Below are 21,571 nucleotides of genomic sequence, written 5' to 3' on the forward strand. Positions count from 1 at the left end.
CCCGTCCGCGCGCTCATGCTACAGGACGCGCGCCCGCTTTTATCCCCGCCTGTCGCCGCCTGTCGTGGCATGCCGCAACACCCTCCCATGCTGGCCCTGAGGCTTGCTGGCGCATCGAACCAGCGCCAGGCCCGGCGTATCGACTCGCTATCGCCTGCCGTCTTGCCAACGAAAACCTCGTTCCCCATGTCGTCATTCCCCCCCAACCTCCCCTTCCCAACTGAGACAGCCGATCAAGTCGCCTGTGCGTTCGCGCGCAAAATTCCCAGCTAACCAACCCGGTCATCGAGCCTGTCCAAGAGAAGCTTGCCCCGGGGAAATCTGCGTTGCACCACAGGGGAATCGCATGAATCACATCTACCGGCTGGTCTGGAGCCAGGTCCGTCGCACCTGGCTGGTCGTTTCCGAACTCGCCCGCGGTCGCGGCAAGGCCGGGGGTACCTCGACATCGCGCCGCACGCGCCCGGCCGGGTGGGCTGCGCTGCCCCTGAGCCTGCCGATGCTGGCCCTCGCTACCGCGCCAACCGGCGTTACGGCGATGGATGCCGCCCGTCCGGCGGCGGCCATCGCCGCCGCTCGTCCGACGCTCGCGCCGACGGTCACCGCGTCGACGGCATCCTCGACCCACCCCACCGGCGGTCAGGTCACCGCCGGCAGCGGCCGTATCGACTACGGCGATCACCTCACCACCATCCAGCAGAACAGCCAGAACCTGTCACTGAGCTGGCTGAACTTCAACATCGGCGCGCAGGACACGGTCAATTTCCTGCAGCCGAACGCGCAGTCCATCGCCGTCAACCGCATCGCCGACCCCAACGGCAGCGTGATCCTCGGCCACCTGAACGCGAACGGCCAGGTGTTCTTGATCAATCCCAACGGCGTGCTGTTTGGACAAGGCGCGCAGGTCAACGCGGGCGGCCTGGTCGCCAGCACGCTCGACGTCAGCGACAGCCAGTTGGGTCGCGGCACGTTGCACTTTACCGGCGCAAGCGTCGGCCGCGTGACCAACCTCGGCACGATCACCGCTGCGCCCGGCGGCTACGTGGCCCTGCTCGGCCACGCGGTGTCCAACCAGGGTGCGATCCACGCGCCTGCCGGCAGCGTGGCGCTGGCCGGCGGCAGCGCGGTCACCTTGAGTTTCGACGGCAACCACCTGCTCGACATGCAGATCGACGCCAGCACCTTGAACGCGCTGGCCGAGAACAAGCAGCTGATCGTCGCAGACGGCGGCCAGGTGCTGATGAGCGCCGGCGCGAAGGACTCGTTGCTAGCCAGCGTGGTCAACAACAGCGGCACGATCCAGGCGCGGACGGTCGAAAACCGCGCCGGCAGGATCGTGCTGCTCGGCGGCATGGAAGCAGGTACCACGCAGGTGGACGGCACGCTGGACGCCAGCGCGCCGAATGGCGGCGACGGCGGCTTTGTCGAAACCTCGGCGGCGCATGTGCAGGTGGCCGACGGCGCAAAGATCACCACCCTGGCCGCCATGGGCAACGCCGGCACCTGGCTGATCGATCCGCACGATTTCACCATCGCCTTCAGCGGTGGCGACATAAGCGGTAGCACCTTGGGCAGCCAGCTTGGTGGTGGCAATGTCACCATTCAGTCCAGCCAAGGCGCCAACGCCAGCGGCAGCGGCGACATCTACGTCAATGATGTAGTGAACTGGGGCGCCAACACGCTCACGCTCACCGCCGCCCACGATGTCGATATCAACGCCGTGATGACGGCCAGCGGCAGCGCCGGCCTCGCGCTGAACACGAGCACCGCCAACGGCGGCGATGCGGCGATTGGCGGCGGCACCGTCAATGTCAACATGGTCAGTACCATGCCGGGCCAGAGCGGCCGGGTGGATTTCACCGGCGGCAGCAACACGCTGAAAATCAACGGCCAGTCGTACACCATCATCACGACGTTGGGCGCCCCCGGCAGCACGTCCGGAACGGACCTGCAAGGCATCAGCGGCGCCCTCAACTGTTTTTGCTATTTCGCGCTAGGTGCCAATATCGACGCCAGCGCCACGGCCAACTGGGGAGATTCCGCCTTCGGCTCTGCCATCGGCTCCGGCTTCGTGCCGATCGGCCACAGGTTCAACGCCACCGATTCCAAGATGTTCACCGGTACCTTCGACGGCCTCGGCCACACCATCAGTGGCCTCACCATCAACCGGCCCGGCTCCAACAACGTCGGCCTGTTCGGTTACACCTACACCACAACGACGATCCGTAACATCGGCCTGCTTGGCGTGTCGATCCAGGGGCAAAGCAACGTAGGCGGCCTGGTCGGGTACAACTACGGCACGATCAGCCAGGCCTACGCCACCGGTGCGATCAACGGCAATCCCGGCGGTGCCGACGTCGGCTCCGGCGGCGGTGCCGACATCGGTGGCCTGGTCGGATACAACGACAGCAGCGGCCGGATCAGCCAAGTCTATGCCAGCAGTGCGGTCAGCGGCGTGGCCACTGTCGGTGGCCTGATCGGGTACAACAACCACGGCTCGATCAGCCAAGCCTATGCGACCGGTACGGTCAGCAGCAGCGGCGGTGAGGTCGGCGGCCTGATCGGGATCAACGACGGCGGCCCGATCAGCCAAGCCTATGCGACCGGTACGGTCAGCGGCAGCAAAGACGTCGGCGGTCTGGTCGGATACAACATCAGCGGCGCGATCAACCAAGCCTATGCGACCGGCGCAGTCAGTGGCAGCAACTATGTCGGCGGCTTGGTCGGGAACAACGTATCCGGCACCACGATCAGCCAAGTCTATGCCACTGGTGCGGTCAGCGGCACCGGCAGCAACGTCGGCGGTCTCGTTGGGTTCAATAATGCCGGCACGATCACCAACAGCTACTGGGACACGGAAACCACCGGTCAGTCCACCAGCAGCGGCGGTACCGGCCTGACTACCAAGGCACTGATCGCAGCGCTGCCCGGAGGTTTCACGGCCGCCAGGTGGGGCAACGTCGGCAACCAGACAACGCCATACCTGCTGGGCATGTCCGGCAATCAGGTATTCAACACCAACGACTTGCCCACAGGCACCGTGACGCCCAGCAACCGGCCCAACCTCTACACCGTCATCCAGGATCTGAACCAGTTGCAGGGCGTGAACACCGGCCTCGCCGGCCGTTATGTGCTGGGCAACGACATCGACGCCAGCGCCTCGATCGGGTGGGTTGGCCTCGAGTTGGACGCCCAAGGCCGGCCCATCTTTGCCTACAACGGCTTCAGGCCGATTGGCGCCTCAGGCGCAGCGTTCACCGGCGTCTTCGATGGCCTTGGTCACACCATCAACAACCTGACCATCAATTGGCCGAACACCGATTACGTCGGCCTGTTCGGCGTCACCGGCAACGGCAGCGCGATCCGCAATCTCGGTCTGCTCGGCGGGTCGGTTGCAGGGCAGAGTTACGTGGGCGGCCTGGTCGGAGACAACGGCGGCACGATCACAAACACCTATGTCGCCGGGATGGTCAACGGCTTCACCTCCGACGAACGCGACTACGTCGGCGGCTTGGTTGGCTTCAACGAAGCGGGCGGCACGATCACCAACACCTATGCCACCGGGCCGGTCAGAGGCAGCAACTATGTCGGGGGTCTGGTCGGAAGCAACCTCGGCGCGATCACGAACGCCTATGCCACCGGGGAGGTCAACGGCATCCTGTACAGCGGCGGCAACTACGTCGGCGGCTTGGTTGGCTCCAACGAACCGGGCGGCACGATCACAAACACCTACGCCACCGGGGCGGTCAGCGGCAACAACTATGTCGGTGGTCTGGTCGGTTTCTACGCCGCAGGCACCATCATCGGCAGTTACTGGGACACGGAAACCACAGGCCAATCCACCAGTGACGGCGGCGGCACCGGCCTCACCACCGCACAGATGATGGACCCGGCCAGTTTTGCGGCCTGGGGCACGGATATCAGTGCCGTCGGCGGCAGCTCCGCGGCCTGGCGGATCTACGCGGGTGACACCGCGCCGTTGTTGCGTACCTTCATGACGGGCCTGGCGGTCTTCACCGTGAATATCGGCACGTTCTACAACGGCACCGCCTTTGCTGGCAGCAGCAGCTCGATCCTCGGCACGCTGACGCCGAGCCACTGGCGGCCAGCGAGCAGTGTGGATGCGAGCCTGATTCTGGGCGACGCCAACGCCAGAACCAGCACCCCGGCGACCAATGCCGGCAGCTACGCGCTGACTAGCGACCTGTATTCCGGCCAGATGGGTTACGACATCGCTTTCACGCCCGGCACGCTGACCATCGCCCCAGCCACCCTGACCTATCTGGCCAATACCGCAACTACCACCTACGGCGGCACGCCGACAGGGTTGACCGGCACGGTGACCGGCTTCGTCAACGGCCAGACCCTGGCCAACGCCACGACCGGTACCGTCGGTTTCACCACCGGTGCCACAGCCACCAGCAACGTCGGCAACTACGCCATCGACGGCAGCGGCCTGACCGCGAACTACGGCAACTACACGTTCGCACAAGCGGCGGGTAACGCCGCCGCACTCACGGTGAATCCGGCCCTCCTGACTTATGTGGCTGATACCGCCACTACGACTTACGGCAACACGCCAAACGGGTTGACCGGCACGGTGACCGGCTTCGTCAACGGCCAGACCCTGGCCAACGCCACCACCGGCACCGCCAGTTTCGCTGCCGGTGCCACAGCCACCAGCAACGTCGGCAACTACGCCATCGACGGCAGCGGTCTGACTGCGAACTACGGCAACTACACGTTCGCACAAGCGGCAGGTAACGCCGCCGCACTCACGGTGAATCCGGCCCTCCTGACTTATCTGGCCGATACCGCCACTACGACTTACGGCAACACGCCGAGCGGGTTGACCGGCACGGTGACCGGCTTCGTCAACGGCCAGACCCTGGCCAACGCCACCACCGGCACCGCCAGTTTCGCTACCGGTGCCACAGCCATCAGCAACGTCGGCAACTACGCCATCGACGGCAGCGGCCTGACCGCGAATTACGGCAACTACACGTTCGCGCAAGCGACAGGTAACGCCGCCGCACTGACGGTGAACCAGGCCATCCTGACAATCACGGCGAATAACGCCAGCAAGACCTACGGTGACACGCTCACGTTTGCAGGCAACGAGTTCACGGCCAGCGGCCTGCAGAACGGCGAAACCATCGGCGATGTCGCGCTCACCAGCGCCGGTGCTGCGGCAAGCGCCGGCGTCACTGGCGGCCCGTACACCATCACGTCGAACGCAGCTACCGGCGGTAGCTTCAACACGGGCAACTACGCCATCACTTACAGGAATGGCAGCCTCACGGTGGGTCAGGCCGCGCTGACGGTCACCGCCAATGACGATAGCAAGACCTACAACGGCCTCGCCTACACGGGCGGCCACGGCGTCACCTACAGCGGCTTTGTCAACGGCGAGACTACCTCGGTACTCGGCGGCGCGCTGGGCTATGCCGGCGATGCGCAAGGCGCCACCAACGCGGGCGGCTACACGATCACCCCCGACGGCCTCACCGCTGGCAACTACGCCATCACTTACAGGAATGGCAGCCTCACAGTGGGTCAGGCCGCGCTGATGGTCACCGCCAATGACGACAGCAAGACCTACAACGGCCTCGCCTACACGGGCGGCCACGGCGTCACCTACAGCGGCTTTGTCAACGGCGAGACCACCTCGGTACTCGGCGGCGCGCTGGGCTATGTCGGCGATGCGCAAGGTGCTACCAACGCGGGCGGCTACACGATCACGCCTGACGGCCTCACCGCTGGCAACTACGCCATCGCTTACAGGAATGGCAGCCTCACAGTGGGCCAGGCCGCGCTGACGGTCACCGCCAATGACGACAGCAAGACCTACAACGGCCTCGCCTACACGGGCGGCCACGGCGTCACCTACAGCGGCTTTGTCAACGGCGAGACCACCTCGGTACTCGGCGGCGCGCTGGGCTATGCCGGCGACGCGCAAGGCGCCACCAACGCGGGCGGCTACACAATCACACCTGACGGCCTCACCGCTGGCAACTACGCCATCGCTTACAGGAATGGCAGCCTCTCGGTGGGTCAGGCCGCGCTGACGGTCAGCAGCAGCAACGTCAGCAAAACCTACGATGGCGGGCTGAGCGCGATCGGCACAGCGGTAGTGAGCGGCGGCACGCTGTTCGGCAGCGACACCCTCGGCGGCGGCAATTTCGCCTTCACCGACAAGAACGTCGGCATCGGCAAGCACGTGACCATCAACGGCGTCACCGTGAGCGACGGCAACAGCGGCGGCAACTATGCCGTCACCTACGTCGACAACAGCAGCAGCACCATCACCGCGCGGAGCATCACCGTCGGTGCCACCGGTACCAATCGCGTCTACGACGGCACCAGCGCCGATGCGGTAAAACTGGTCAGCACCGGCATCCTCGTCGGTGACACGGTGGGCTTCAACGGCACCGGTGCCTTCGCCGACAAGAACGCCGGCAGCAACAAGGCCGTCACCGTCAGCGGCATCACCGCCAGCGGTGCCGATGCGGGCAACTACAGCTACAACACCGCCGCGAACACGACGGCCGACATCAGCCAACTCGGCATCATCGTCGATGCCACCGGTACCAGCCGCGTCTACGACGGCAGCACGGCCGATGCGGTCACGCTGGCAAGTGCCGGCGTGCTGTCCGGCGATACGGTGAACTTCACCGGTACCGGCAACTTCCTCAACAAGAATGTCGGTACGGCGAGGGCGGTCGGCGTGAGCGGCATCGCCGCCAGCGGTGCCGATGCGGGTAACTATAGCTACAACACCACTGCGAACACGACAGCCGACATTGCCGCCAAGACGATCACGGTCGACGCGATCGGTATGGACAAGGTCTACGACGGCAGCACGGCCGCGACGATCGCAGCACTGGGCACAACTGGCCTGGTGGCGGGCGACGCTGTCACCTTCGGCAACGCCTCGGCGGCCTTCGCCGACAAGAACGCTGGCAGCAACAAGGCCGTCACCGTCAGCGGCATCACCGCCAGCGGTGCCGATGCGGGCAATTACAGCTACAACACCACCGCGAACACGACGGCCGACATCAGCCAGCTCGGCATCACCGTCGATGCCACCGGTACCAGCCGCGTCTACGACGGCAGCACGGTCGATGCGGTCACGCTGGCAAGTGCCGGCGTGCTGTCCGGCGATACGGTGAACTTCACCGGTACCGGCAACTTCCTCAACAAGAATGTCGGTACCGGAAAAACCGTCAGCGTCTTCGGTATCACGGCCAGCGGCAGCGACGCGAATAACTACAGCTACAACACCAGCGCGACCACGACCGCCGATGTCACGCCCGCGACGTTGACATACCGCGCGGATACCGCCCACTTCAAGATCGGACAGATGCCGGGTGATTTGAGCGGTGCCGTAACCGGGCTGGTCGGTGGCGATACCTTGGCCGATGCCACCGACGGCACGCTGACATGGCAGACGCCAGCCACCGCGGCCAGCCCGGCCGGGCCGTACGCCATCGACGGCAGCGGCTTGTCCGCACTCAACTATCTGTTTGAGCAGGCACCAGGCAACGCCGCCGCGCTACATGTGATCGATGGCAGCGCGCCACGCCTTGTCGTCAGCACCGTCGCCGGGCTGCAGCAATCCCCCGAGGACACCGATGCTGCCCACGCGCCGTATGCCCCGGATGTGCGCATCGTCAACGGTGGAGTTCGTCTGCCGTGAATCACGCAACCCGCACATCCCGCGCCCCGCGCAAGGATCACCGTATGCCGTCACCGTTCCGCTTTCGCTTCGCCCCGCTTGCACTGGCCTGCTTCGCCCTGCCGCTGGCCACGCGAGCGCAGACGATCCCCAACAGCGGCCAGATCCTGCAGCAAGTGCCGCCGAAGCCGCTGGAGAAACCCGTCGCCGCACCCGGCCTGGTGATCGAGTCGCCGACCAGCAACACCACTGAAGACGCCACCCCGTTCGCGGTGACGCACCTGCTGGTGGAAGGCAACACCATCTTCGACAACGCAACCCTGCATGCGCTGGTCGCCGACGGCGAAGGGAAAACGCAGACCCTGACCCAGCTCAACGCGCTGGCGCAGCGGATCACCGACTACTACCACGCGCACGGCTACCCGCTGGCCCGCGCACTGGTACCGGCGCAAACCTTGAGCGGCGGCACGGTGCGCCTGCAGGTGGTCGAGGCGCGCTACGACCAGGTCGAACTGGCCAACCAAAGCCGCATCGGCGACGGCCTGCTGCGCGCCACGCTGGCGCCGTTGCACTCCGGCGAAGTCGTCACCGAGTCCACGCTGTATACCCGCTTGCTGCTGCTCGGCGACCTGCCCGGCGTGGAAGCCCACGCCACGCTGCGCCCCGGTACAGAACCGGGCACCTCGACCCTTGCCGTGCAGGCCGACGCCGAACCATCTCTGCAAGGCCAGCTGGTCGCCGACACCGCAGGCAGCCGCTACACCGGCCGCCTGCGCGTGGGAGCCTATCTAGACATCAACAATCCGATGCGCCACGGCGACCAGCTCAGCCTGGGTACGCTCACCTCCGGCCGCGGCCTGCGCTACGGCCGGCTGGGTTACCAGTTCACCCTGAACGGGCGTGGCACCCGGCTCGGCGCGGCGTATTCGATGCTGGCCTATGCGCTGGGTGGTCCGCTCGATGCGCTGGATGCACACGGTACCGCCGGGGTTTCCAGTGCCTGGCTGTCGCAGCCGCTGGTGCGCACGCACGACAGCCGACTGGACGTCCGTTTGCAGTTCGACCGCAAGCAACTGCGCGACCGCATCGACAGCACCGCCCTGCGCAACGACCGCCACAGCAATCACTGGACAGCCAGCGTCGTCAGCCAGCACGGCGACGACTGGGGCGGCGGCGGGCTGACCAGCGCCAGCCTCGGCCTCGGCCACGGCCGGCTCGGCTTCGCCAACGCCGCGGCAGCGGCCGCCGACGCTGCCACCGCACGCACACAAGGTGGCTACACCCATTGGAACGCCAGCCTCGCCCGCCTGCAGAACCTCAGTGCCGCTACCCGCGTGTATGTGAGCCTCAGCGGCCAGCACAGCAACCGCAACCTCGACTCCTCCGAGCAGTTCCTGCTGGGCGGGTCGAACAGCGTGCGCGGATACGACGTCTCCAGCATCGCCGGCGCCAGCGGCTGGCTGGGCACAGTAGAGCTACGCCACCATCTGCCGTTCGACTGCGCCGGCCGCTGCGAGGGCAGCCTGTTTGTCGACCATGGCAGCCTGCGCGTCAATGCCGACCCGTGGATCGCCGGCCGCAATCAATTCGACCTCGATGGCGTCGGCATCGGCTTCAGCTGGGTCGGCACACGCCATTGGCAGGCGCAAGTGCAACTGGCCACATCGGTGGGCGCCACACCCACATTGCTCGGCAAGCGCAGCTCCGCACGGGCATGGTTACAGTTGGTCAGGGGCTTCTGAGCAGCGCGTAGGGGACGGAGGCAATTGAATGCCGTCTTTTGCTCTCCTGATTCCCACATCACGCACGCATCCAAGGTCGCGAGGCGATAGCTCAGTGGAGGGGGCCACCACGGGCTCAGTCCACAGAGGATGGCTTCGAGGAACCGAATCATTCCGTGACAGGCTGAGGAAGCGCCGCGGTCGGCGAAGGACTACACGACGAACGCCTCAGCGCTGACTCAGCTTCCGCCGCAGTCCGAGCATACTGAAGGCGCTTCGTAAGTCTGGCCCGAACCGGCTGGGTGTCTGGCACGTTTGCCGAGCCAAAATGTCAGTTGGAACCGACGAGCGAGGCATCCTATCTGCCCAGGGGTGATGATCGTCGTCAGGTGCCCTGACGGAAGGATCTCGGCTGGAATATCGCGTCCAATCAGCCTGGCCTCGGGGACGTTGAGGAACAGAAATACTCACCGTGCACTTCCGATCGCGTTTCCGGACTTCCCACCGTGGCTCAGTTCGCGCGTCCTCGTTACCCCTGATAACGCTCCCTAGTCGCACTGCGTTCGCGCTGCCCTGCCCCGTCTGTCCGCCATGCATTGCTGCGCGATCCAGCGTAGACGCTCAACGCGTCGTCAACAGCCCCTGCCCGCCTGCCCATTGGTTGATGTCGTCGCGGCGGATCGCAGCGGCCATCAGCCCCGGGAATGCGTCCGGCGTGCAGGCGAACGACGGTACGCCCAGTGCCGCCAGCTTGCCGGCCAAGCTTCGATCGTAGGACGGCGCGCCTTCGTCGCTGAGTGCCAGCAGCACGATGAACTGCACGCCGGCCTCCAGCAGCTCGCGGGCGCGGGCCAGCAGGTTGTCTTCCACCCCGCCCTCGTACAGGTCGGAGATGAGCACCAGGATGGCGTTGTGCGGTTCACGGATGATGCCCTGGCAGTAGCTCACCGCGCGGTGGATGTCGGTGCCGCCGCCCAGCTGCACGCCGAACAGCAGATCCACCGGGTCGTCCAGCTGTTCGCTCATGTCCACCACTTCGGTGTCGAACACCACCAGACGCGTGGCCACCGCCGGCAACGAGGCCATCACCGCGCCGAAGATGCTCGAATACACCACCGATGCCGCCATGGAACCGCTCTGGTCGATGCACAGCAGCACTTCCCGCTGCGGCTTTCTTGCCTTGCGGCCATAGCCGACCAACTCCTGCGGCACCACGGTGCGCAGTTCCGGCTGCCAGTGGCGCAGGTTGCTGCGGATGGTGCGGTGCCAGTCGATCTCGGCCAGGCGCGGGCGGCGGTTGCGGCGGGCGCGGTCCAGTGCGCCGGTCACTGCGGAGCGCATGGGCTCCTCGAGCTGGCGCAGCAGGTCGTCCACCACCTTGCGCACCACCATGCGTGCGGTGTCCTTGGTCTCTGCCGGAATCACCCGGCTCAGGCCGATCAGGTTGGCCACCATGTGCACGTCGGGCTGCACCTGCTCCAGCATTTCCTTTTCCAGCAGCATCTGGGTGAGATCCAGCCGCTGCAGGGCGTCGCGCTGCATCACCTGGACCACGGATGACGGGAAATAACGGCGGATGTCGCCCAGCCAGCGGGCCACATTCGGGGAAGACGCCCCGCGCCCGCCGCGGCGACCCAGGCCGCCGGGGCCATCAGGTTCGTACAGCGCGGCCAGGGCCTGGTCGATGCCCTGCAGGTTCTTGGGCAACGCGCCGCAGCTGCGATCGGCCTCCTGGCCCAGAATCAATCGCCAGCGCTGCTCGCGCGAGGTGGGGGTGTCCAGTGCTTCGGTGGTATCGGTCATGCGGGCAGCCCGAGCAGTTCGCGCAGCATCGGCAACGCGCGTTCGGCGCGTGCCACGTTCCAGTCCGGGGCCAGCACGGCCGCGGGTTTCTGCACCGGGGCCCGCTTCACACGGGTGCCCAGGTCACGGCGATCGGCGGCCTCGAAGGCGGCAAAGGTCCGCCGCACCAGCGGCAGCACGCGCACCAGCTGCGCCTCGTCCAGCGCCACCACCCATTCGTCGATCATCCGCCACACCGCATCATCGTGCAGCAGCACGGTGGCGTTTCGGTTGAGGAAGCCATCCAGCCACTGCGCGGCTTGCAGTGGCTCGGCACCTGGCGAAAGCTGTTGCTGCAGCTGCACGTGCACCGTGTCGGCCGCCACCGCCTGCGTGTCGAACAGCAGCCGCAGCGCGACGCCGCGCAGCAGCGCGCTGCACGAAGACGAGAGCGCCACCCGCTGCAATGCATGCTGCCACCCGGCACTGCCGCCTGCGTCGTCACGCAGGCCAATGGCGCGGTCGGCATCCAGCACCACGGTGCGGGCCTGTTCGGCGCGCGCTTCGTCCAAGCTGGAAAGGGCCAGGGTCAGGCCGATGACCGCACGTTCCAGCATGCTGTCGAACAGGTGCGCCACCTGCACGCCCTCGGTCTGCCGCACGTTGCCGTAGCGGTGGATGTTGGCCAGCGGCGGCAGTGCGCCAAGCAGGGCCAGCGGATCGGCATCCGTGGCTGCGCGCGCCTCCAGCTCGGCGGCAATGGCGCGCACCGCCTGCGGCAGATCGGCCAGCAGCACCTGGTCCACCAGTCCGGAAAGTTCCGGCAGCGCTTCGGCCTTGCGCGCCTGCGCGATGGCCTTGCTGGAAGCGGCGTCCAGCAGGGTCTGCCCGTGGCGGCTGGCCTCCACCAGATCCACCAGGAAGTGCGGCTGCCACGCCAACTGCCAGACTTCGTGGAAGGTGCCGCGCACCGAATGCCCGGTGCGCGCAAGCCTCCCCCATTCGATGCCGATCAGCCGTAGGCGGTGCAGCAAGTGGCTTCGCGCCAGGTCGTTGTCCTTGCGCAGGTCCAGATCCAGCGTTTTTTCCAGCGCCTCGGGTTTCAGGCGCAGGCGTTTCTGCTGGGCTTCCAGGTCGCGCTGCAGCGGTACCACCGGCACGCTTTCGGGCACCTGGCCCAGCGCGTCGCCCACCATGAGACGTTCGCGGATGAGCCGCATGGGCGCGTCGTCGCCATTGCAGATGACGGCGCGACTGGCTTCGGCAATGTCTTCCAGCCCCGGCGAAGGATGGCCGCGAAGCGCGGCCAGGGTGTCGGCCAGGCGCGTGGCTTCGATGAGATGGGCCGGGGAGCAATCCAGCCCGTGCTCGCGCAGCAATCGGCCCACGCGGGCATACCAGCCCACGGTACGCTGGTCGTGCGAGCCGGCGTTGCGCCACAGGTGGTCGTACCAGCCCGGCGCGTCCACGCCGGCACCGTATCCGCTTTCGGCACTCAGGTGGCGGTAGGTCCACGGCACCCAGGTGCTCTGCGTCTTGCGCTTGGGCATGCCCTTGAGCAGGCGGTTGTCTGCCGTGGTGCTGTTGGCGCGCAGGGCGGCCGGCTGCAGCGCCGGCACGTGCCAGGCCCCGCACACGACGGCAACGCGCGCGAATTCCTTGCTGGCGCTGCGCAATGCGGTGCGCATGTGCGCCTCGCGTACCACCTCGTGCTCGCCGCGAAGACCGGGGTGTTCCGGTGTGTGCTCGCGCACGGCTGCCATGGCCTCGGCAATGGCGTCGAACAGCCCCTGCCCGTTGCCCCGCTCTTCCACCATGTAGTTCCACCACGCCTCGCCGTCGGCGTGGCCGGCGGCCCGCGCCAGCCAGTCCAGTGGGTCGGCCGGGCGGGCTTCGGCGTCTTCTTCAGCGGCAGATCCGGCATCGCCTTGGGGCTGCACCGCTGTTTCATCCGCTGCGTCCAGCGCTTCGGCGGCCTCCGGTACCAGGCGGTCCGCGCGGGCCTGCGCCTGCCATTCCAGCGTCAGCGCCGGGGGCACGTCCATGAAGCGTACCGGCACGCCGTTGCGTAACGCCCAGCTCATGGCCTGCCATTCCGGCGAGTACAGCGCATAGGGATGGAACACCGCCAGCTGCGGGTCGTCCACGCTATAGGAAAGCAACGCCACCGGCGGCTGCATGCCCGCCTCCAACACGTGCGGCAGCAACGCCTCGGTACCCGTCGGGCCTTCAATCAACACGCAGTCCGGCTGCAGCGCCTCCAACGCAGCCAGCAGGCTGCGCGCGCAGCCCGGGCCGTGGTGGCGGATGCCGAAAAGGGAGATGCCTTCGCTCATTGGCGCCGGCCGCTCAGACGTGATCGCGGAACGCGCGGTACAGGTCTTTCCAGTCGTCGCGTTCCTTCACCACGGTTTCCAGGTATTCCTTCCACACCAGCGCGTCCTGCACCGGATCCTTGACGATGGCACCGATCATGCCGGCGGCCATGTCGCCCGGGCGCAGCACGCCATCGCCGAAGTGGCCGGCCAGGGCCATGCCGTTGTTGATCACCGAAATGACCTCGGCGGTCGAAAGCGTGGCACTGGGACTCTTCAGCTTGGCCTTGCCGTCTTCGGTAACGCCGTTACGCAGCTCGCGGAAAATCCGTACCACCCGCGCGACTTCCTGCAGTGCCGGCGGTTCGGCCGGCAGGTCCAGCGCCACACCCATTTCGGCCACGCGCTTGACCACGATCGCCACTTCATCTTCCTCGCTGGAGGGCACCGGCAGGATCACCGTGTTGAAGCGGCGCTTGAGCGCGCTGGAAAGTTCGTTCACGCCCTTGTCGCGGTTGTTGGCCGTGGCAATCACGCTGAAGCCGCGCACGGCCTGCACTTCACTGCCCAGTTCCGGCACGGGCAGGGTCTTTTCGGAAAGCACGGTGATAAGCGCATCCTGCACATCCGCCGGAATGCGGGTGAGTTCCTCGATGCGCGCGATCTTGCCCAGGCGCATGGCGTTCATCAGCGGGCTGGGCACCAGCGCCTTCTCGCTGGGGCCGTGGGCCAACAACTGCGCGTAGTTCCAGCCGTAGCGGATCTGCTCTTCGCTGGTGCCGGCCGTGCCCTGCACCAGCAGGGTGGAATCGCCGCTGATGGCCGCGGTCATGTGCTCGGACACCCACGACTTGGCCGTGCCCGGCACCCCGAACAGCAACAGGGCGCGGTCGGTGGCGATGGTGGCCACGGCCACTTCCATCAGGCGACGCTCGCCGATGTACTTGGGGCTGACCACAAAGCCGTTTTCCAGCGTGCCGCCCAGTAGATAGGTCACCACCGCCCACGGCGAGAGCATCCAGTTGGCCGGGCGCTGGCGGGTGTCCTGGCGGCGCAGTTCTTCCAACTCTTCTGCGTATTGGTGTTCGGCGTGCTGGCGCAGGACGGCAGTGCTCATGTTGGCTCCAATGAAAGGTCGTGATGATCAGAAAGCGGAATGCAGCGCCTGACGCAAGGCCAGAAGTTGGCGTGCCTGCTGCACGCAGTCGTGCATGGCCTCGGTGGCGTCGGCCCGTGCGTCGGCCACCTGCACGTGCGACAGCACGGAGGGGTGAAGCACGGCCAACAGTTCCAGCAGCGCGTCGCGCAGGGTGTAGTCGTAGCGCAGGGACTCTTCGCCAAACAGCGCGCCCAGCCCGGCAGCCAGCTGCTGCGAGTAAGTCGCGCTGAGCGTCTGGCCGAGGCCGGTGCTGTCCAACACTTCGCCGAACAGGCGTTTTTGTTGAAGTTCGGCCGCACTGGTGGGCCAGTGCCGTTCGCGTTGCGTCGGCGGGAGCATGGCCAGCAGATCGCCCAGGCTCATGTGCCGCTGCTCCACACCAATGAGGGCTTCCACCCATTCTGGTTCGCTGGCGTCCACACGTTCCAGCCAGGCGCGCAACAGCGCGTCATACCAGTCCGTGCTGCGAGCCCAGGCCAGCACCTGCGCTGGCGCTTTTTCCAGGGTATGGCACCACCAGGCCAACGGCAGCTGGCGCGCCAGCTGATAGAGCCACCAGGCACGCTCACCCAACATATCGTTGTTGGGGCGTTTGCCGTCGATGGCGGCTTCGGCCCATCCGGCATCAGCCGCCGAGGGAGCTTCCAGCTTCCAGGTCATACGACGCAGCAGCCCGCCGGGCTGGTGCTGCAGCAAGTTGAGTATTTGCGCCTGCACGTACTGTGCGTGCGGCGTGGGCGGCAGCCGAGCCAGCATCGGACCCACCAGCATGCGCACCTCGCGGCTGCGGTCCTTCAACAGCGGCTGCAGCAGCGGCGCGTCGGCCTCGCTCAGCTGCGGCTGCAGCGCAGCGACGAAGTCCACCCGTTCGCGCGCGGAAAGGTCTTTCAGCGTGCCCTGCAAGCGCGCGCGGGCGTCCTCGGCGTCGTGCGCACGCAGTTGCCGGAAGGCCAGCAGGCGCGCATCAAACGCGCCTTCGTTCCACACCTGCTCCAGGTCCGTCGGTGCCTCCGCTTCGCCCACTGCATCGGCCGCGTAGGCCCAGTCTGCATTGCAGGCCGCGAGCCAGCGGCCGCGTACACCCAGCACCGGGCGCAGGCCGGGGCGCAACGCGCTCAGGCGGACACCGGCTTCCAACGCCTGCGGCAGCACCGCCACTGGCAGGTGCCGGTTGTGTGCGGCCAACTGCAAGCAGGCCTCGTAACGGGCGCGCTTCATCCACGGCGACGGCTGTGCGCTGGTGAATAGCCCCTTCAACAGCGGTGCCCAGGCGTGGCCGGTGGGCAGCACCAGAGGATCGACTTCCGCAGGCGGCGGCAAAGCCACCGGCGCGGCCATGCGCAGGGCGGCGCGCCGGCAGGCGGCCAGGACGCCCACCTGTTGGCTGTAGCCCAGCGCGGCGTCTTCCTGCGTGGCCACGGCGGCGAGCACTTCGCCCAGCGCGCCTGCGGCGGGAATGGCCTGCGGGCGGTCTATGCCCAGCAGCGCCGGCTTCAACCATGCCTCGCTCATGCCCCGCTCCTTTCCCAGCGCTCGCCCGTCGCGTTCCATGCGGTCAGTGGCAGCAGTGCCTGGCCGTCCCACTCGCCCATCAGGCACAGCGGGTGGCCACCGGCAAACGCCATCAGCGCCCAGCCCTGCATCGTCGGAAGCCGAAGCGGTAAAGTGCCTTCGGCGTGCTGCACCCAGGCGTTGCGGCCATCATGTGCCACATGCGCCTCACCAAGGCGCATGGGCACCTGTGGCAGCCATGGGTTGATGGCGTACGCCTGCGCGGCGGCGTCCAGCGTATCTTCGCGCGGCGGCGCCGTACCGGCGTCCAGACCCGCTTCCATCTCGCCCGGCACCGCGCGCAGCGGTACCGTGCCCGCGTGAAAATGCAGACTGCCCGCATGAACATGGCCGTTGCGCCAATGCTGCTCCCAACCGCGCCCACCGTGGCTGTAGTCCTGCAGCAGTGCGGCCCGCCCGCTTTCCAGGCCATGCAGCCACACGCGGCGCTCCACCAAGTTGCCTGGCTGTTCAATCACATGTTGACCCTGCACGTGCCAGCGATCGCGCACGGTCTCGCCCTCTCGCTGCACCGCGTCGCGCTCCATCGGCCAACCCAGCGCAGTGCGCAGGTCGCCCTGGCGCGCTGCGCTGAAGGTGTCCATGCGGGGCACCGCCTGGGTGAGCAGCTGCAACAGCCCCAGGCACTCGCCAAGTTCGGCCAGCTGGGCAAGGTCGCGTCCGCCCTCGCCCAGCGCGCGTTCCAGCCGGCTGGCCAGTCCCGGGGCCTGGGCATCCACCATGCGTGCCATCATGCGCTGCGCTTCCTGCTCGAAGCCCGCGCCCAGGTTGGCCAGCCCCTGGCGGAACTGGTCGGCCACCCAGCGCTGCAGTTCTGCCGCACCGGTTTCCATGCGCGACCAGCGCGCCTGTTCGCGCTTGGCGGCAGCGGCGGCCTGCACCTGCGGATCCGGCGGAGACACGCTGGCGGCGGCCTCCTCCTTCCGGACCGCACGGGCGCGACGGCCCTGCATCCACTCCTCCACCCAGGCTGGGCGCGCACTTGGCACGCAGCGCGGACTGCCGGCGGCATATAGCAGCAGCAATGCCAGGCCATGCTTGCAAGGAAACTTGCGGCTGGGGCACGAGCAGCGGCTCACCAGCGTGGTCAGCTCCACTTGGGTCTGGTATGGATTGGCGCCGCTGCCTTGGCATTCGCCCCACAGGACTTCGGCGTCGGCACCGAGCAGGCTCCACTTTCCATCTGTGGCCAGACCACCGGCCGCCTTGCTTGACGATGCATCAGGCGCAAGCGCGAGCACCTGCTCGCGCGTGAGTCGCACTTCCATATCCGTACTCACATCAGATTGGGAGAATGATAGCCGAGGTCGGATACAGCTGCAGGACTCATGGTTGCTAGGGTATTGGTGACGACGCCCCTCGTTGAGTAGATAGAGCCGAAACCCGACCTAAACTCCAACGCCTCTTCCCGCGCGCCAGCGCGGCAGGCGCAGCCGCACGACCGTGCCCTCCGCCGGCCTGGATGTCACCGATAGCGTTGCCCCCAAAAGTCTCGCCCGTTCGCGCATGCCGGTCAGTCCCCAGTGGCCATCCCGGTTGCCGCGTTTCAGGAGTCTTGCTTCGATCCCGCAACCGTCGTCCTGGACCTCCACCAGGACGCCAAGCCATCCACCGGTCACGCGGACGCGGAGATGCCTGGAGCCGGCATGGCGCACCGCGTTGGCGACCGCCTCGCGCACTATTCGATACACCTCGTCCTGCTCCGGTGCATGCCAGCGGACCGGCCTGCCCCGCGTACTGAATTCGTAGGCGAAATCCGGCGGCATGTCGAGTGTCTTCGGCAGGTCGCGGAGGGCCGCTTCCAGGTCCTGGGGCTCCGCCCCTTGCTGCCGCAGGTCGCGGATACGGTCACGGCCTTCCACCAGCCCGGCATTGGCTTCCCGTACCGCGCGGGAAAGCCCGGCCTTGGCCGCTTCGCCGTCGCCGCGTTCGAGCCGCCCGCGCGCGGCATCCACCAGGAACACCAGCGCCTGCATGGATTGCAGCAGCGTATCGTGCAGATCGCGTGCGATACGTTCGCGCTCGCCGATACGCGCACGGTACGCCCGCTGCAGGCCCTCACGCGCGATAGCCACACGCCATCGCACCAGCCACCAGACCAGCAGCAGCGTGACCACCAGGCAGGCCAGTGCGAACCACCATGTTTGCCAGAACGCCGGCAACACTTGGAAAGTAAACGCCGCTTCCCGTCCGGACCACGGTTGTGCCCCGTCGCCGGCCATGAGCCGGAACCGATAGGTGCCCGGGGCCAGGCGGCTGTACAACGCCTGGCGTCGAGCGCCGGCGTCATGCCAATCATCGTCCAGTCCATCCAGACGATAGCGGAACCGGGCTTGTTCGGGCCTGCGCAGGAAGGGCGCCGTGTAACCGATCCGCAGGTCACGACTACCGGCCGGCAGGGTCAGCGGCGATGCGAGCGGTAGAGTCTTTTCATCGACGTGCACGGCCAGCACGACGGGCGCAGCACCTGGACTCGCATTGCCGTGCTGGAGCTGCCGCGGATCGATCCAATGGACGCCGCGACTGGTCGCGAACCATACCCGACCCTGGCCGTCGGCCACTGCGACCGGCGAGGCTCCACTCTGCTCTGCTGCGCCCCGCAGGCCATCCAGCACCCCGAAGCGCTCGAAGGCGACCCGATAGGACGGCCGCAGGCGCCAGCGTGCCATCTCGCCAGCGGGCACCCGGGTGATGCCGGGGCGCCCGATGAACCAAGCCTCGCCATTGGCCAGCATGACCATGCCGGCTGTGCGTTCGAACGTTTCGCCATCGCGTCCGAGCAGGCGCTGGAAGCGCTCGCCGATGCGCGCCGCCACGCCCTGCACGCCACCGATCCAGAGCTCGCCCTCCCAGGCACGCAGCACCGCGATGCGACCGACACCCGGCCCATCTTCATCGAAATCGCGGTGTACGCCATGCTCGAACACCCGGATCGTCTGTCCCGCATCGGACCAGATCCGGCCCTGCGCGTCCTCCGCCAGCGCCCGCGGCGCGGTGCCCGGTGCCATGCCGTACCTGGCGTTCTGTGCTTCCCACCTTCCCTCGTGGAACCGCAGCAATCCGCCATTGACCTTGCTCAGCCACAGGCCACCTTGGTGGTCGCTGGCCATCGTCACGATCCTGCCGCCACCGGCGACCTCCGGCGGCAGCGGAACAGGCCGAAGCCCTGCCCCGTCGGCGCGCCACAACCCGCCGTTCGCGTCCCCGACCCAAAGGTTTCCGGCGCCGTCGCGATGCAGTGCGGTCACGCCGTCATCCGCGCCCCGGACTTCCTGCACAAGCGCACCGCTGGCGCGGTCGGCATCCGGAGTGACGCGCATCGGTCCCTGGTCGGGATTGCCCGCCCAGATGCGGCCCGCGCGATCCGCCTCTATCGAAAATGCCTGCTCGCGCCGCGGTAGGCGGATCGCGGCCAGCGCGTTCCCACGGAAACGATCCAGGCCATTGGCCGTGCCGGCCCAGAGGTTGCCCTCCCGATCCTCGAACAGCGTCCACACCACCTCGGAGCTCAATCCCTGCGCGGTGCCGAAGTGTTCCGGCGACGGCGCGGGATGGGCCTTGTCCGGCGCATGCAGCTTGGCGGGATCGCGTACGCGCGCGATTCCATCCGCGGTGGCGAGCCACATCACGCCGTCGCGGTCGAAGCGAAGGCCGGCGCCCTTGACATCCGGTGCGAGCCAGCTGGCCGTAACCCCGGCGTGTCCGGGCAGCGGCATCGCCTGCGCAAGCGGACGTACGCCCCATTCGTCCGCCGCCCACAGCGTGCCGTTCGGCGCCTGGTCGAAAAAAGGAGTCTCGATGGACTGCGGCATGCGCTGGAACTGCGTCGCGCCGGGCGCCAGGTGCGCGATACCGTGTTGCGCTCCATCCGAAAAGGCGACCCATACGCCCTTCTCGCGGTCGACGAACAAGCGCCGCGGCGACCACGCCGGATCGAAGTCCATAGCCGCAGAGGTCTTCCATGTATCCGTGGCCAGGTCCAGATACACGATCGTGCCGGACGTGGCTGCCCACAGCCGCCCAGTCGCGTCCCGTCCAAACCCGATCACCGAACCGATGGGGACATCGTCGCGTTGATACGGGTAGTTCGCCGGGCGTGGTCCGGCCATGCGGCTCATGCCGCCGCTGACATAGCCGATCCAGATGCTGCCGTCCTCGTCGGCGAACAGGTTGAGGATGTCGTCATCGACCATGGCCTCGCCTGCGATCCGGGTAATCCGCTCGAAGCGCAGCCCATCGAACCGGTACAGGCCTTGGCGCGATCCTAGCCAGAGGAATCCATCCGGCGTCTGCGCGATCGACATGATTTGCGCCGGCGCCCCCCGGTCGGGAGTCCATCGGTCATGCCGCAGCTGCGACAAGGCGCGATCGGGAGCAAGGGCTTGCGCCGTGGCGCACAAGCCGAGCAGCAGCAAGGCGAAGCCAGCATGCAGGAGACGGCGCGCACCACCGCCCGGCTCGCCAAACCAGAAGGACGGCACAACGGGGACCAGAGGGGCCATTGGGGGTGACGCAATCAGAGGGATGTGTGCCCGGCGATCTCCCCCGCCGGGATGGACTTCAGGAGTATGGCGCAGCGGGTGAGGTGCTGCATCCGGGTGATCGCAGGAGATCGGCGAACGCGGCCAACGCGGAATCCCCCAAATGGAGGACGGACGACCAACCGTTTCCCGCGATGTCGCCCTGCGGCGATCGGCCGATGCTGGTGTCGTGGAGGCCACGTCGCACGCCGGAGAAGCCTGCCATGGATTCGCTGCGGCCAATCCAGGCGTCTGCGTGTACTTGCAACCCGCGTCGCCAATGCCGGACGCAGAGAAGCCAAACCTCACCGATAGGACGATCCAAGATGAACAAGCCGATGATTGCTTTGCTGGTTGCTCTGGCAGTGGATGCACATGCGCAGCAGACGAGCGTTCCGACCTTCTCGGACAACTATGCGAAGACACCCAGCGAACTCGCTGCCATTTCCCCCACGGGCGGCGCAGGCGGCTCTGGCAATGCGAACGTGCAGGTAGTCACCATCCTCGGCGATCCATCACAGCCTGGCCCTTACAGCCAACTGCTTCGTGTTGCCCCGCATGCTTCCATTCCCGCGCATCATCATGCGGGTGACCGCGCTGGGACAGTCTTGTCGGGCACGTGGCACTTCGGTTTCGGACAGAAGTTCGACCCAGGCAAGCTCAAGACACTGACGGCCGGTTCGGTCTACACCGAGCCGGCAAATGCCGCCCATTTCGCGCAGACCGGTGACGAGGCGGTCACTGTGCTCATCACCGGTTTTGGGCCGACGGACACGGTCTACGAGAATCCGGCGGAGACTCCGACAGCCAAGCATTGAGTCCGT

At 66.9% G+C, this 21,571-nt stretch carries 9 protein-coding genes; 3 read left to right on the forward strand and 6 right to left on the reverse strand.

The window, feature by feature from the left end; all coding sequences use genetic code 11:
• The first annotated feature begins 346 nt into the window (after positions 1-346).
• Together NUG20_RS11035 and NUG20_RS11040 are read left to right on the forward strand one after the other, a co-directional pair.
• Positions 347-7,699, forward strand: a complete 7,353-nt coding sequence (locus NUG20_RS11035) for an MBG domain-containing protein (protein WP_263398347.1) — start codon at positions 347-349, stop codon at positions 7,697-7,699.
• A 44-nt stretch (positions 7,700-7,743) separates the two neighbouring features.
• The gene (locus tag NUG20_RS11040) at positions 7,744-9,420 is read left to right on the forward strand and encodes a ShlB/FhaC/HecB family hemolysin secretion/activation protein (RefSeq protein WP_263398348.1); all 1,677 of its coding nucleotides are present in this window, start codon (positions 7,744-7,746) and stop codon (positions 9,418-9,420) included.
• Between the two features lie 600 nt (positions 9,421-10,020).
• Here the strand turns inward: NUG20_RS11040 and NUG20_RS11045 are convergent.
• The 6 genes from NUG20_RS11045 to NUG20_RS11070 all read right to left on the reverse strand — a co-directional run bounded on the left by NUG20_RS11045 (position 10,021) and on the right by NUG20_RS11070 (position 20,531).
• Positions 10,021-11,202: a vWA domain-containing protein gene (locus NUG20_RS11045; RefSeq protein ID WP_263398349.1), complete on the reverse strand. Its 1,182-nt coding sequence runs from the start codon at positions 11,200-11,202 to the stop codon at positions 10,021-10,023.
• Complete coding sequence (locus tag NUG20_RS11050) at positions 11,199-13,517, reverse strand: DUF5682 family protein (protein WP_263398350.1); 2,319 nt, start codon at positions 13,515-13,517, stop codon at positions 11,199-11,201. Before NUG20_RS11050 ends, NUG20_RS11045 begins: the two co-directional genes overlap by 4 nt.
• 13 nt (positions 13,518-13,530) lie before the next feature.
• Positions 13,531-14,613 carry an ATP-binding protein gene (locus NUG20_RS11055; RefSeq protein WP_263398351.1) on the reverse strand — a complete coding sequence of 361 codons (1,083 nt, stop codon included), beginning with the start codon at positions 14,611-14,613 and terminating at the stop codon, positions 13,531-13,533.
• Between the two features lie 27 nt (positions 14,614-14,640).
• A complete protein-coding gene (locus NUG20_RS11060; protein ID WP_263398352.1) occupies positions 14,641-16,167 on the reverse strand; it encodes a DUF5691 domain-containing protein in 1,527 nt (508 codons plus the stop codon).
• Complete coding sequence (locus NUG20_RS11065; protein WP_263398353.1) at positions 16,164-17,495, reverse strand: SWIM zinc finger family protein; 1,332 nt, start codon at positions 17,493-17,495, stop codon at positions 16,164-16,166. Before NUG20_RS11065 ends, NUG20_RS11060 begins: the two co-directional genes overlap by 4 nt.
• Before the next feature lie 120 nt (positions 17,496-17,615).
• The gene (locus tag NUG20_RS11070) at positions 17,616-20,531 is read right to left on the reverse strand and encodes a sensor histidine kinase (protein WP_263398354.1); all 2,916 of its coding nucleotides are present in this window, start codon (positions 20,529-20,531) and stop codon (positions 17,616-17,618) included.
• Positions 20,532-21,073: 542 nt separating this feature from the next.
• Here NUG20_RS11070 and NUG20_RS11075 point away from each other — a divergent pair.
• Complete coding sequence (locus tag NUG20_RS11075) at positions 21,074-21,565, forward strand: cupin domain-containing protein (protein WP_263398355.1); 492 nt, start codon at positions 21,074-21,076, stop codon at positions 21,563-21,565.
• Positions 21,566-21,571: the final 6 nt, after the last annotated feature.

The organism is Xanthomonas sp. CFBP 8443 (assembly GCF_025666195.1).
Lineage (GTDB): Bacteria > Pseudomonadota > Gammaproteobacteria > Xanthomonadales > Xanthomonadaceae > Xanthomonas_A.

Excerpts from the sequence above, each read along its gene's own strand:
- NUG20_RS11070 (WP_263398354.1), bottom strand. The coding sequence starts at position 20,531 with ATGTCGATCGCGCAGACGCCGGATGGATTCCTCTGGCTAGGATCGCGC.
- NUG20_RS11040 (WP_263398348.1), top strand. The coding sequence starts at position 7,744 with ATGCCGTCACCGTTCCGCTTTCGCTTCGCCCCGCTTGCACTGGCCTGC.
- NUG20_RS11055 (WP_263398351.1), bottom strand. The coding sequence starts at position 14,613 with ATGAGCACTGCCGTCCTGCGCCAGCACGCCGAACACCAATACGCAGAA.
- NUG20_RS11045 (WP_263398349.1), bottom strand. The coding sequence starts at position 11,202 with ATGACCGATACCACCGAAGCACTGGACACCCCCACCTCGCGCGAGCAG.
- NUG20_RS11050 (WP_263398350.1), bottom strand. The coding sequence starts at position 13,517 with ATGAGCGAAGGCATCTCCCTTTTCGGCATCCGCCACCACGGCCCGGGC.
- NUG20_RS11035 (WP_263398347.1), top strand. The coding sequence starts at position 347 with ATGAATCACATCTACCGGCTGGTCTGGAGCCAGGTCCGTCGCACCTGG.
- NUG20_RS11065 (WP_263398353.1), bottom strand. The coding sequence starts at position 17,495 with ATGGAAGTGCGACTCACGCGCGAGCAGGTGCTCGCGCTTGCGCCTGAT.
- NUG20_RS11060 (WP_263398352.1), bottom strand. The coding sequence starts at position 16,167 with ATGAGCGAGGCATGGTTGAAGCCGGCGCTGCTGGGCATAGACCGCCCG.
- NUG20_RS11075 (WP_263398355.1), top strand. The coding sequence starts at position 21,074 with ATGAACAAGCCGATGATTGCTTTGCTGGTTGCTCTGGCAGTGGATGCA.